A 12,739-nucleotide genomic window follows, 5' to 3' on the forward strand; every position below is an offset into this window, starting at 1 on the left:
ACCCGAATCCCCCAAGAACAACGAGAACAAGCGTCGAGAAAATCGCATTTTTGCGTAGACAAAGAACCCGTTCCGCGATAGATAAAAACGAAACCCTTCAGTGTTGAATAATTTTCGCATGTGAAAGAGCAAAACGAAGAGCAGCGCATCACACCATCAGGGGCAGCTTTTCGGGCATCATGAACACGAGATCGAAACGGCACAGGAGGCCGCTTTGGAAGAGCTCGAGGGCAGCGCAGCGCGCGAGGGGAAGCGAACCCCCCTCCCAGCGAGCTCGGAAACCGAGGCGCTCACGACGGACCGGTACGTCGCAGGCGGTGTGCCTTGGGAGAACTACAGCCATCGGCAGCTGTTCGACATGCTCCACGAGCACGCCGACCTGTCCGCGACGTACGAGGGCGCGATCCGGTGGAGGGACCACGGTGAGGCCATCGAGTTCCTCAGCGGCCAGTTCAACCGGCTCCTGACTTCGCTCGCACACTCGTGGACGGGCAAGAGCGCCGACAACGCGCTCGAACTGCTGGGGCAGAACGCCGCTTGGCTGGCAGACCTGGCGCACACAGCTGCGGACATGGGGACCACCGTCAGCACAGCAGCGGATCAACTCGCAGCGGCCCAGCGTGCGATGCCCGTTCCTCGCGATCAAGCGACTGGCGCTTCCTTGGGCGCGGGCTTCGGAAGCGACGCGACAGGAGGAGAGTCGGATCTCCTGGCCTCAGTGATCGGGACCGTGCTCGGTGGCACCACCAGCGTGCTGGGAGACATGCTCGATGAGAGGTCCCACAAGGACTGGGCCGTGCAGGTCATGCGCGACCACGAGCAGGGCGCCATGGAGATCGACGACAGCACGCCCCAGTTCGCTGGAACCCTGTCGACGATCACGTCCCTGGTGGCCGCGCCCACGATCGCAACTGCGCTGAACCGAACACCCTCTCAGGCCACGGCCGGTCGATCCCCGCAGGAGAGGACTCACGACACGCAGCAGGCCCAACTCGGCGATCGCTCTTCAGGGTTGGACACGACTCAACTTTCCACCGCGCCGTCCTGGTCGGCAGTGGGGCCCGAGGCCAGGTGGCAGGCGATGACCGCCGCGTCGAGCGGCCTCACGGCGGGAAACCACCCCGCAGGTAGATCGCCCGCAGCTCAGGCCGCGGTGGGCGGGCTGGCTGCCGGAGGTGACGTCACGGCGCAGGGAAGAGCCCAGGAGGAGAGCGCAGGCGCTGCGGGCAGCAGTTCAGAGACCTCCAAACGAAGGCGCTCCCCCTATGAGTACGACCTGTTCGGGGACTTGGACCGTTCAGCGCCTGCAGTGATCGGCGAGTAGGAGGGACAAGTGGTGCACGGGAACAGAAAAATTCTGAATGTCGATGTCGGGGAATTGCGGTCGACCTGCCTCGGCGTCCTGGAACTCTCCAGGGCGATCGAGGAGATGCGGGCGCACGTGGAGGCCATGTCCACCCCCTTGCCCATGGGGTCCAGCCCGCAAGCGCACGCGCTCAGCCAGAAGTTCAACGACCGGGCGGCCGAGTTCCGGGAACTTCTACACACGATGGAGTTGCAATTGGCCGCCATCGCACACGAGCTCGATTCGACCAGCGACACCTATCGTGAAATAGATTCAAAAAATCTGTCCGATTTCCTCAAGCAATGATCGGGAACCTGCTGGACGGATGGGAACTGCGCCTGCTGTGCGAGTTCGCCGAACGACCATGGCCGCTGCCGCTCACGGAACCATCGAGCGGAGCGGGCCACCTCGGGCGTCCTCTGGAGAACTACAACGCCGCCAGAGCGCTGGAGTCGCGCGGGCTGGCCGACGAACGCGGGCCGCTGGGCGCGGCAGCCGATGTGGTGGCAGCGTTGCGGGAGGGCATTCTCGCGCACTTGGTCCTGGGAGGACCGGTGCCGGTAGCCGCGTCGGTACTCCGTCATCGAGGAGCCTGCGTCGTCCTCGTGCAGCGCGCAAGCTGGATCGAGGTGCTGGGAGTGGCGCGGGACCCGTTGCCGAACACCCTGCTGTCTCTGATTCCCAAGGTGGATGCCGCATCCACTTTGCCCATGAGTTTGCCGCGCGAAGCAGTCGACGCGGTCAAGTGCCTGCGCGAGCAGCACCTCATCGAACGGGTGCTGGCGGATCACGGTGTCGGCCCAGCAGCCCAGCAGCACTGGGTCACGGCCCTGCACCCGGTGTTGTCCAATGGGCAGTTCGGCACGAGGCCGGATAACGAGGTGCGCTGGGTGGACAGCGGTCTTGGCAGGTTGCGGCTGACCGAGAGCGATGGGTGGATCAGCGCCAACCCGATGACCGAAGGGGCGCTCCGCTCCAGTTTCCGGGAAATCCTGCACCGAGCGCGGTGAGCCGATCGGCGCGTCACAGGCTGCGGGAGGCTTCGGTCAGCCTTCCGACAGGCGGAGGCCGTCGCCGTCGGGCACGCACATCGCGGTTCTGCGGGTGGTGGGTGCGAACTCCGCCACGCAGGCGGCCATGTGGGTGTAGGCCTCCGCGGTGGGGTGGAAGGACTGCTGGGCTGCTCGTAGGACCGCGTCCTCGGCGCCTTCGGTCAGCTCGCGGAGTGCTTCCGGTTCCACGGTGAGCCTGCGCTGCCACTCGCCGGTCGGGTCGTCGCCCCGGCTGCACGCCTCGCGGCCTTCGGTTGCCCTGGAGAGGTCCAGGAAGCGGGTTCCCGTGCGTTCGGCTGCGCCTCTCAGGGCTTCGGACAGCTGGGGGACCGCCTCCAGCCTGCCGTAGGCGGCGTCCTCGGGTTTGATCGGGCAGCCCTGGGCGACGCTGCGGAAGCGGTCGATCTTCTCGGTCACCGGGGAGGCGTAGGACAGGAGGATCAGGGTGTAGTCGGTCGGGGTGTAGCCGGCTTCCGACATCGCGGTTCGGATGTCGTTCAGCGCGGTTTCGACCTTGGGGGACATCGCGCGGAGGCGGGCGGGCCAGGACTCGCGGAGGGGGTCGCGGCAGCCCTTGCCGAAGGGGTTGAGCCAGGCCAGGACGCAGGAGACCACGGTTTTCGCGAACTCCGGGTCGTCGTTCGCGCCCACTTGGACGAGGACGGTGGTCACCCGGTGGGTGCGGGCCAGGTCGGTGAGCCTGCGGGACTGGGAGGACTCGGTGTTGTGGGTGGTGTCGGAGGAGGAGACGTTCGTCGAGTCCGCGCCTGAGCAGGCCAGGTTGAACGAGTGGGTGGCCAGGGCGGTGTGGTGGACCAGGGCGTGCGGTGAGCGGTGGCACCAGTTGCCGTTCTGGCCGTTGGTGTCGGGGGTGTGGTCGCCTGCTCCCTCGCCTGCCATGGCGCTGTCGCCCAGGGAGACCACTGCGGTTTCTCGGGTGTCGAGGAGGGTGGGGGTGGTGGAGGTGGTCAGGTAGGCGGTCAGGAGGGCGGTCAGCAGGAGGAGGGTCGCGGCTGCGGCTGACAGGGTGAGGGTTTTGCGGGTCACGGCGCCCCCAGGGGGTGGTGGTCCTGGGTGATGATCCCGGCGGTGGGTGGAGTGGCCAAGCCCCTGTGCCCCTAGGCAGGTTCAGGGGTCCCCCCTGAAACGGACAGCAGCCCTTCCGGGGGACTCCGGACGGTGCTCGGGTCGCTACGCTTGGCGTGTTGACCCCTTCGGCGGACGGCGGAGCGCTGGTTCGGATGGACAGCCCCTGGGACAGCCCGTGGAGTGAGCAGCCCCGCCTGGCGTCGCGCGCCACGGTGCAGGGGCTGCTGCTCGTGGCCAGCGCGTTCGCCTCGCTGGTCGTGGTGATCCTGACGGTGCTGTCGGTCGCGTTCCTGGTGCTGGGCGTGGGTGTGCTGCTGGTGCCGGTCTCGGTGACCGCGCTGCGGTGGACCGCCAACCAGAGCAGGCGGCTCGCCAGCGCGGCCGGGGTGGAGATCGTTCGGCCCTACCTGCCTCGGCCTGAGCCGCCCGAGGGCGTGCTGGACGTGGTGCACCGAACGTACTGGCTGCTCCGGGACCCGGCCACCTGGCGGGACCTCGGGTGGGCGGTCGGGAACACGTTCCTGGGGTTCCTGGCCGGGTTGTTCCCGGTCACGACGCTCGCGTACGCGGTGCAGTGCACGGTGGTGACGGGGGCCGCGTGGGCGTTCTTCGGGGAGGCCGGGGAGCGGTTCCTGGAGATCTTCATGCCGTTCGGGGGGACGGCGGGGCTCGCGCTGTCGATGACCATCGGGGGCGTGTCGCTGGCCACGTGGCTGTTCGGGTCGCACTGGGTGGTGCGGGGGCACGCGCTGCTGACGAACGCGCTGCTGTCGCCGACCCGGCGGGCGCTGCTGGCGGACCGGGTGCAGGAGTTGTCGGAGACCCGGACCGAGATCATCGACGTGCAGGCGGCGGAGCTGCGGCGGATCGAGCGGGACCTGCACGACGGGGCGCAGGCGCGGCTGGTGGCGATCGGGATGAAGCTGGGGGCGGCGGACCGGTACCTGGAGTCCGATGTGGACGCGGTGCGGACGTTGCTGCTGGAGGCGCGCGAGGCTTCGGTGAAGGCGTTGGAGGAGTTGCGGAACCTGGTCAGGGGCATCCACCCGCCGCTGTTGTCGGAGCGGGGGTTGGCGGCGGCGATCGAGGCTCTGGCGCTGGAGAGCCCGTTGGACGTTGAGCTGGCGGTGGATCTGCCGAGGCGGTTGTACGCGCCGTTGGAATCGGCGGCGTACTTCGCGGTGTCGGAGCTGTTGACCAACGCGGCCAAGCACTCGGACGCGCGGCACGTGGGGATCGTGGCCCGGTTGACCGAGGAGAAGTTGATCATCTCGGTGAGCGATGACGGGTGCGGTGGGGCGAGCGTGAACGGGGGCACCGGGCTGCGGGGGATCGCACGCCGGTGCGCGTCGTTCGACGGTAGCCTTGATGTTCGGAGTCCGGTCGGGGGACCAACTGTCGCGATCTTGGAGCTGCCGTGCGCGTCGTCCTCGCCGAGGACCTCTACCTACTGAGGCAAGGTCTGGTCCAACTGCTGGAGTCCCACGGGTTCGAGGTGGTGGCGGCGGTGGACAACGGGCCGGAGTTGTTGGCTGTGCTGGTGAAGGAGCGGCCGGACGTGGCGGTGGTGGATGTGCGGTTGCCGCCTACGTTTACCGATGAGGGTATCCAGGCCGCGTTGGAGGCTCGGAGGCAGGTTCCTGGGCTTCCGGTGCTGGTGTTGTCGCAGCACGTGGAGAGCTTGTACGCGCGGGAGTTGTTGGCGGACGGGGCTGGGGGGATCGGGTACCTGTTGAAGGACCGGGTGTTCAACAGCGATCAGTTCGTGGACGCGGTTCGGCGGGTTGCCGACGGTGGGACTTCGATGGATCCGCAGGTGATCTCGCGGTTGTTGGCGGGGAACGCTCGGCGTGGGCCGATGGCGATGTTGACGCAGCGGGAGCGGGAAGTGCTGGCGTTGATGGCCGAGGGGTTCTCGAACGCGGCGGTCGGGCAGCAGTTGGTGATCAGCCAGGGGGCTGTTGCGAAGCATACGACGAGCATTTTCACGAAGTTGGGGTTGAACCAGTCTGATGATCACAATCGGCGGGTTCGGGCGGTTTTGGCTTATTTGAACGATAAGAACCCCAGCCCGAGTGGGGAGCAGCCTCGGAGGTAGGGGGGTGCGGTGGGTTTTGGGAGGTTGGGGGAAGGTCAAGGTCAAGAGCTGAAGGGCTCGCCTCGCCGGCGGGGCAGACCTCCAAAAAAGAGGGGGACGAGCTCTGCCGGCCGGTGGCGCTTTCGGGGGTGGTGCTGTTTACCACTGCGGTGGGTGGGGTCCCTCTTCTCCGTTTGGCCTCCTTTCAGGCAAGCACACTCGTCAAGACGCCGTATGACACCCCGGTCTTCCGGGCAGTGCGGCGGCATCTTGACGAGCGCGCTCGGGCTGCGCCAGGCCAAACGGAGAAGAGGGACGCGGGATGGGGCGGCTGCGGGCTCGCTGCGCTCGCCCCGCAGCCCGCGACGCGGTTTGGCTTGCAGCTTGTGCGGTGACGTGGGTTGTGGGTTGTGGGGTGTGGCATGGGTGGGACCCGGAGCCAGGGGGAGAGGCTCCGGGTCCCTTGGGGGTGTGGAGAGTGGTCTTTAGTCGGCGGCCTTCGCTGCTTCCGCCGGGGGGATGCGGAGGAGTTTGCGGGCCGGCAGCAGGGTTGCGCCCAGGGTTAGGGCGAAGGCGCCTACTGCCACGCCCAGGAAGATGAGGATTGAGCCTGAGGGGAACGGGCTTTCCAGGACCACGATGCTGAACGGCATCAGGGTGGCGATGGAGGCCACCGTGCCCAGGATGATGCCGATGGTGGCGATCACCGAGGCTTCGATGCCGAGCATCCACATGACCTGGCGCGGGGTTGAGCCGATCAGGCGTTGGACGCCCAGTTCTCGCTTGCGGGACGCCGTTGCGGTCACCAGGGTGTTCGCCACGGAGATCAGGGCGTAGCCGCTGACCAGGCCCACCAGGAGGTAGTTGACCCAGGTCTGGGTCTTGCTGCCCTCCGCCGGGGTGATGATGGTGTCTCGGTCGCCCACCACGGCGCCGGGGACGTTGGCCACCTTTTCGGTCAGTGCCGTTGCCAGGGCATCGGTTCCGGTGCCGTCCTTCGCGGCCACCAGGATTTGGCGGATCATGCCGGTGGTGCTGTGCTTCGCGGCCAGGGTTGCCGGGACGACGATGCTCTCGTAGCCGCTCTTCGCCTCGTACAGGGCGACGATGGTGACCTCGGCGGGTTCGCGGTCGCCCATGCGGAGGGTGACCTTGTCTCCGATGCCCACGTTCATGTCCGCCGCCTGCTCGACGGGGAGGACCGCGGTGTCGCCGGTCAGCTTGGCCAGGTCGCCTTCCACCGGGGTGATCCCGGTGATCAGGGACGCGTTCTGGGCGTCCACGCCCTGGATGGGCCAGGGGCTCTCCACGTGGGAGCCGTCGTAGGGCTTGTCGATCCAGCCCGCGCTGGTGGTGTAGTGGGAGGCCGCTTCGACGCCTTCGACCTGGCGGACCTGGTCGACCACGCTCGGGTCGAAGCCGCCGGTGGTGGAGGAGACGACCGCGTCGGCGCGGAGGTCCTCCGCGTACCACTTGACGGCTGCCGCTTCCTGGGTGGTGGAGGTGTAGAAGTTCGCCAGGGCGATGCCCACCGCGAGCATCACGGGGGTGACGGCGGCGGCCATGCGGATCGAGCGGAGCTTCATGTTGTTGTTCGCCAGGTAGCCCTCGATGCCGGTGAAGGCCCTGACCGGGATGGACAGGAGCTTGCCGAGGACCTTGGTGAGGCCGGGGCTGATCAGGGCCAGGGCCAGTGCCCAGGCCATGACCGCGGGGCCTGCGGTGGCGGAGGCGACCGGGCCGGTCATGACGGTGCCGGTGACGATGAACAGGGCGATGCCCATCGCGAAGAAGATCACCGCGAAGAAGACCCTGGGGAAGGTGACCCACTTGCGCTGCACGGCCGCTTCCGCGAGGGCCTCGGCCGGGTTGACCTTGGACGCGCGGGAGCTGGTGATGCGGGCTGCCACCAGGGCGGTGACCAGTGCCACCAGGGGGCCGATGAGGTAGGCGAGGAAGCCCTGGTGGTGTTCGACGACGGGCGAGATGACGCCCGCGTCGGAGACCAGGGAGAACAGGAGCGGGCCGATGAGCCAGCCGGGGACGCAGCCGAGGAGGGCGGCGACGGTGGAGATGAAGAACGCCTCGCCGACGATCATGCGGCGGACCTGCTTGGGGGTGGCGCCGATCGCCCTGAGGGTCGCCACCTCGCGCTGGCGCTGCTGGATGGACAGGCTCAGGGTTCCGCTGACCACGAACATGGCGATGAAGACCGCCATGCCGCCGAAGACGCCGGCGAGGGGGATCAGCTGGGCTCGGCCGCCTACGGCTTCCGGATGTTCCGCGACGCCTCGGTCGCGGTCGGCGAGGACGATGTAGGGCTGGCCCGCCAGCTTGTCCTCGACGGTCTCCAGGACGGTGTCGACGTCGGCGCCGGGCTTGAGGAACAGGCCGTAGGCGCTGATGTCGCCGCCGTGCAGGCCCAGGGAGGAGATGGCGTCGGAGGAGAAGAACAGCAGGGACTGGGGGTCCTCGCGGGCGGGCGAGGTCAGGCCGGAGACGGTGAAGGTGCTCGGCTTGCCCTTGATGAGGACGTCCACCTGGTCGCCGACCTTGACGCCCGCCAGTTGGGCGGTCGCGGTGTCCAGGGCGACGTCGCGGTCGTCGGTGGGCTCGGCGCCGTCGGTGATGCGGTACGGGGCCAGCTCGGCGGAGGCCCAGTCGTGGCCGAGGGACTGGGCGCCGACCTGGACGGGCTTGCCGTCGCGGACGACGGTGGCGGCGATGTTGGTCTCGCCCACGACGCGCTCGACGCCGGTGACGGACTCCAGCTCACCGGCCAGGTCCTCGGGCAGCCACTGGCGCTCGGCCAGCGCGACGGTCTTCATGTTCTTGAGGTCGTTCGGGTCCTCGTTGGGCACGAGGTAGGCCTGCCTGCCGCTGACCACGACGGGCGCGGCGGCGGTGCGCTCCGCCGGGACGGCGATGCGGATGGCGGTCTCCATCAGGCCCGCGCTGGCGATGACCAGGCCGGAGCCGAGCATGACCGCGATGAAGGTGGCGACGAACGCGCTCTTGCGGAAGCGCAGGGTGCGCAGGGCCAGACCCCACATCAGTACTCACCCCTGGGACCGCGCTGGTTCGAGCTGGAGCTGAGGTCGAAGGAGCGGCGGGGCTGCTCGACGAGCGCGGTGAGGTGCGTCATCCGGTCGGCGACGGCCTCGGGGGTGGGGTTGTGGATGTCGCTGATGACCTGGCCGTCGATGAGGAACACGACGTTGTCGGCGTGCGAGGCGGCGACCGGGTCGTGGGTGACCATGATGATGGTCTGGCCGGTGACCATGACGGACTCGCGCAGCAGGTCCAGGACCTCCAGCGCGGTGCGGGTGTCGAGGGCGCCGGTGGGCTCGTCGGCGAACACGACGGGCGGCTCGGCCACCAGGGCGCGGGCGATCGCGACGCGCTGCTGCTGACCGCCGGACAGCTCGCTCGGCAGGTGGCCGCGGCGCTGGTCGAGGCCGACCCGGCGGATGACGTCGGCGACGCGGCCGTGGTCGATGCGGCGCCCGGCGAGCTTGAGCGGGAGCGTGATGTTCTGCTCCACGGTCAGCGCGGGCAGGAGGTTGAAGCTCTGGAAGATGAAGCCGACGCGCTCGCGGCGCAGCTCGGTCAGGGCGACCTCGTTCTTGCCGGTGAGGTCGACGCCGTCCAGGATCACCGCGCCGGTGGTGGGGACGTCGAGACCGGCAGCGCACTGCAGCAGGGTGCTCTTGCCCGAGCCGGACGGGCCCATGACGGCGGTGAAGCTGCCGTAGCCGAACGAGATGTCGACCCCGCGCAACGCCTCGACGGCGTTCTCGCCCTTGCCGTAGGTCTTGCGGACGGAGTCCAGGCGCACGGCCGCCCTGGCGCTCCCGCCGCCCTGTGGTTCCCTGCGCCTGTTGCCGAACATGGTCACTCTCCCAGCGCTCGTTTCTCTTCGATCCCGTTGTGGTGTTGCGGACAACGCTATTGGCGAGATCGTTTGTCTGCCATGGACTTAGCGGCCCGGTTGGGTGGGCCTAGGAGGGTGGGTCTAGACCCACCCCTTCGGGTGAAATCGCGGGATGACACCGTCGGGTGAACCTGCGGTTCGGGTGGTCGTGAGGGCGGCTCACGAGCCCGAGCTGCGGGCGGGGAACGGGGTGGGGCGGGGAACGGGTGGGGCGGGGAACGGGTGGGGCGGACCGCGTCACGCGCGGTGCGTGGCGCCCGGTCTGACCGCGCCGACCGCCGTCTCCGCGCCCCACGCGGAGAGCGCTTCCAAGGGCAGGCCGGTGGGCAGGTCGGCGCGGCGGCGGACCTTGAGCTTGCGGTAGACCCTGGTCAGGTGCTGCTCGACGGTGCTGATGGTGATGTAGAGCTTGCGGCCGATCTCGCGGTTGGTGTGGCCCATCGCGGCCAGCGCGGCGACCCTGCGCTCGGCGGTGCTGAGCGTGGCCAGGTCGTCGGGCTCGGTCGTGGGGGCGGTCTCGGTGGTGGTCTCGGTCTCGGGGGTGGTGGTGGGCGTGCCGTCCAGGACCAGGCCTGCGGGCAGCGCGGCGCGGCACAGGGCGCCCGCGCCGCAGGCCTCGGCGGTGCGCACGGCGCGCTTGGCCACGACCTCGGCGGCGCCGAACTCGCCCAGCGCGTGGTGCGTGGAGCCCAGGGCGGCCAGGGCCAGGGAGAGCTCCACCTGGTCGCCGCAGCCCTGGAGCAGCGCCACGGACTCGCGCAGCATGGGCAGCCGCTGCTTGAGCTCGGCGGACCGGGACAGGGCGCGCAGCGAGGCGCCGCGCACCCTCGGCAGGTCGGCGGTGGGGCGGTCGAGCTGGGCCAGGACCAGCTCGGCGGAGCGCTCGCCCCGGCCGAGCGCGAACTGGGCCAGGACGACGTCCGAGCGCCACGGCAGCAGCGCGGGCAGGTCCAGGTCCCAGTGCACGACCAGCTCGCCGCACTCCTCGAAGTCGGCGAGCGCGGCGTGCGGGCGACCGGCGGCCAGGTGGGCGTGGCCCCTGGCCCGCAGGTACACCGCCCAGTGCCAGGTGTCGCGCACGGTCACCGGGACGCTGCGCTTGAGCTGCGCCTCGGCCTCGTCGTGCTTGCCCGCCGTTGAGGTGGCGAGCACGAGGGCGGCGAGCGGGGAGGCGATGGCCTGGCCCCAGTTGCGCGGGGACAGGGTGGCCAGCGCGAGGCGGGCCTGCCGCTCCGCGCCCGCGAGGTCGCCCTCCAGCAGGGCGATGTGGGCGCGGGCGTCGGCGAGGGTGGCCTTCCAGGTGGTGTTCTGGCCGGTGCCGAGCTCCTCGCGCAGCGCGTCGTGCCAGTGCTTGGCGCGGCCGAGGGCGCCGCACGCGGCGAGGGTCATGAGGGCGTGCACGACCAGTTCCGGGGCGCTGTCGGGCATCCACCGGTTGCGCAGGACCCACTCGGCGGCGGCGAGCAGGTCCTCCTGGTGGTCGCGGGCCAGCGCGGAGCGGCGGTCGCCGGTGGCGGGCCGCACGGCGGCGGCCACGGTCGGGTGCTGCCAGCGGACCCAGTCGCGCAGGACGCGGTGCTCGGCGAGGACGGGGCTGCCGGGCCTGGCGGCGGCCTCCTCCATGCGGCGCAGGGTGGTCTCGGCCTCGGCGCGGCGGCCGTGCCAGAGCTGGTAGCGCAGCAGGGCCCCGGTGTCGCGCGGGTCGAGGTGGCCCTGCTCGGCCGCTTCGGCGAGCGCGGGCAGGTGCCTGGCGACCACGGACGGTGTTGTTCGCCACTGGACGGCGGCGAGCGCGGCGAGCAGGGCGGCCTGGCCGGGCTCGTCGTCGGCGGGGCAGGCGGTGCGGGCGAGCTTGAGGCAGTCGGTGGCGTGGTCGAGCCGCTGCTCGACCAGGGCGCTGTCGGCGGCGTCGCGGAGCACGGACACCGACCACGGGGCGGTGGCCGCGCCCGCCGCGACCAGGTGGGTGGCGATGTCGCCGCTGGGCAGGCCCTCGACGTAGAGCAGCTCGGCGGCGCGCTGGTGCAGCTCGGTCAGCTCGTCGGCGCCGATGTCGCCGAGCACGGCGGCGCGCACGGCGGGGTGCCGGAAGCGGCCGTCGTCGAGCAGGCCCGCGCTGTTGAGGGAGGTGACGGCCTCGGTGGCGGCGGTGGTGAGCTCGGGGAAGCGGCAGAGCAGCTCGGGGGTGGCGTTCTCGCCGAGGACGGCGACGGCGCGCACGACCTCCAGCAGTTCCGGGTCCCAGCGGTGCAGGCAGGCCAGGACGGCCCTGCGGAACGCCTCGCCGATGACGACGGCGTCGTCGGCGGTGTGCTCGGGGCCGCCGAGGGAGGCCGCGCGGTGGTCCTGGAGCAGGGCCTTGACCAGCAGCGGGTTGCCGCCGCTGACGGCGTGGACGGTGAGGGCGGAGGCGGTGGCGGCGGTGGCCGGGTCCAGCTCCCTGGTGATGACCTGGGCGACGCCGCGCGGGGACAGCGGGGACAGCCTCATGCCGGTGAAGCGGGACATGCGGGTGAGCTCGGCGCGGAACAGGGCGTTGACCCGGCGCGAGTGGTCGGACTCGGTGAGCACGACGATCATTCGGGCGGTGTCGATCCGGCGCAGCAGGTACAGCAGCGCCTGGAGGCTGAGCGGGTCGGCGTGCTCGACGTCGTCCACGGTGATGGCGACGGGACGGCGGCGGGCGATCTCCAGGAGTTGTTCGCAGGCCTCGCGGATCGCCTGCGGGGAGTCCTGGGCGGACGGGTCGTCGGGCTGGTCGAGGTCCAGGCGCAGGGGGCGCTCGGACTGGCCTTCGGGCAGGCCCGCGGCGAGCTGGGCGAGCACGCCGCCGCGCAGGGTCCGCTCGGCGCGCGAGCAGGTGGCGCCGAGCAGGAGCGGGTCGTCGGGGGCGCGGTCGGCGAACGCCCTGAGCAGGGTGGTCTTCCCACTGGCGCCGGGGCCGCTGATGTGCACGACCTGACCCCGACCACGAGCGCTCTCGGCTAACAGCGCGAGGGCTCGATCCAGTAGGTGCTCGCTCTCAACGAGGCTCATGGTGGTCCCCCAAGATCAGCAGTCCGCACGTGCGACCGAGGCAACGCTGCGCAATCGAATCGCCACTCATTGCAACCAGATCGAGCTATACGACTGTACAATACGTTCGTATATACACCAGGGGAAAGTGATATGAAAAACCGTCACGTTGTCCACCGTGGGCATTTACCGGCGGGTAGCTACTACTGCGTTCGTGCTAATTAGCG

The 12,739-nt window shown here is 69.8% G+C and carries 9 protein-coding genes; 5 read left to right on the forward strand and 4 right to left on the reverse strand.

Annotation, left to right across the window (positions count from 1 at the left end; translation table 11 throughout):
* The first annotated feature begins 214 nt into the window (after nucleotides 1–214).
* The 3 genes from LV78_RS01015 to LV78_RS01025 are packed head-to-tail and all read left to right on the forward strand — an operon-like array spanning nucleotide 215 to nucleotide 2,355.
* Nucleotides 215–1,324, forward strand: coding sequence for a hypothetical protein (locus LV78_RS01015; protein ID WP_253842607.1), 1,110 nt, complete (start codon nucleotides 215–217; stop codon nucleotides 1,322–1,324).
* 9 nt (nucleotides 1,325–1,333) lie between these two features.
* Nucleotides 1,334–1,651 (forward strand): WXG100 family type VII secretion target, encoded by a 318-nt coding sequence (locus LV78_RS01020; RefSeq protein ID WP_253842608.1) that lies wholly within the window; start codon nucleotides 1,334–1,336, stop codon nucleotides 1,649–1,651.
* A complete protein-coding gene (locus tag LV78_RS01025) occupies nucleotides 1,648–2,355 on the forward strand; it encodes an ESX secretion-associated protein EspG (protein WP_253842609.1) in 708 nt (235 codons plus the stop codon). The genes LV78_RS01020 and LV78_RS01025 overlap by 4 nt, the downstream gene beginning before the upstream one ends.
* Before the next feature lie 36 nt (nucleotides 2,356–2,391).
* Here LV78_RS01025 and LV78_RS01030 read toward each other — a convergent pair whose 3' ends face one another.
* Complete coding sequence (locus LV78_RS01030; RefSeq protein WP_253842610.1) at nucleotides 2,392–3,444, reverse strand: GDSL-type esterase/lipase family protein; 1,053 nt, start codon at nucleotides 3,442–3,444, stop codon at nucleotides 2,392–2,394.
* A 194-nt stretch (nucleotides 3,445–3,638) separates the two neighbouring features.
* Here LV78_RS01030 and LV78_RS01035 point away from each other — a divergent pair, with 194 nt between their 5' ends.
* Both LV78_RS01035 and LV78_RS01040 read left to right on the forward strand, forming a co-directional pair.
* Nucleotides 3,639–4,940: a sensor histidine kinase gene (locus tag LV78_RS01035; RefSeq protein ID WP_253842611.1), complete on the forward strand. Its 1,302-nt coding sequence runs from the start codon at nucleotides 3,639–3,641 to the stop codon at nucleotides 4,938–4,940.
* A complete protein-coding gene (locus LV78_RS01040) occupies nucleotides 4,904–5,584 on the forward strand; it encodes a response regulator transcription factor (protein ID WP_253842612.1) in 681 nt (226 codons plus the stop codon). The genes LV78_RS01035 and LV78_RS01040 overlap by 37 nt, the downstream gene beginning before the upstream one ends.
* A 464-nt stretch (nucleotides 5,585–6,048) precedes the next feature.
* Here the strand turns inward: LV78_RS01040 and LV78_RS01045 are convergent, their stop codons facing one another.
* The 3 genes from LV78_RS01045 to LV78_RS01055 all read right to left on the reverse strand — a co-directional run bounded on the left by LV78_RS01045 (nucleotide 6,049) and on the right by LV78_RS01055 (nucleotide 12,533).
* Nucleotides 6,049–8,616: an FtsX-like permease family protein gene (locus tag LV78_RS01045; protein WP_253842613.1), complete on the reverse strand. Its 2,568-nt coding sequence runs from the start codon at nucleotides 8,614–8,616 to the stop codon at nucleotides 6,049–6,051.
* A complete protein-coding gene (locus LV78_RS01050; RefSeq protein ID WP_253842614.1) occupies nucleotides 8,616–9,455 on the reverse strand; it encodes an ABC transporter ATP-binding protein in 840 nt (279 codons plus the stop codon). Before LV78_RS01050 ends, LV78_RS01045 begins: the two co-directional genes overlap by 1 nt.
* Before the next feature lie 279 nt (nucleotides 9,456–9,734).
* The gene (locus tag LV78_RS01055) at nucleotides 9,735–12,533 is read right to left on the reverse strand and encodes a helix-turn-helix transcriptional regulator (protein WP_253842615.1); all 2,799 of its coding nucleotides are present in this window, start codon (nucleotides 12,531–12,533) and stop codon (nucleotides 9,735–9,737) included.
* Between the last annotated feature and the right edge of the window lie 206 nt (nucleotides 12,534–12,739).

The organism is Actinosynnema pretiosum (genome assembly GCF_024171695.1).
Classification (GTDB): Bacteria; Actinomycetota; Actinomycetes; order Mycobacteriales; family Pseudonocardiaceae; genus Actinosynnema; species Actinosynnema pretiosum.

Bases quoted from the DNA above. Each gene is read 5' to 3' on its own strand.
- LV78_RS01025 (WP_253842609.1), top strand. From the start codon at position 1,648: ATGATCGGGAACCTGCTGGACGGATGGGAACTGCGCCTGCTGTGCGAG.
- LV78_RS01035 (WP_253842611.1), top strand. From the start codon at position 3,639: ATGGACAGCCCCTGGGACAGCCCGTGGAGTGAGCAGCCCCGCCTGGCG.
- LV78_RS01045 (WP_253842613.1), bottom strand. From the start codon at position 8,616: ATGTGGGGTCTGGCCCTGCGCACCCTGCGCTTCCGCAAGAGCGCGTTC.
- LV78_RS01050 (WP_253842614.1), bottom strand. From the start codon at position 9,455: ATGTTCGGCAACAGGCGCAGGGAACCACAGGGCGGCGGGAGCGCCAGG.
- LV78_RS01055 (WP_253842615.1), bottom strand. From the start codon at position 12,533: ATGAGCCTCGTTGAGAGCGAGCACCTACTGGATCGAGCCCTCGCGCTG.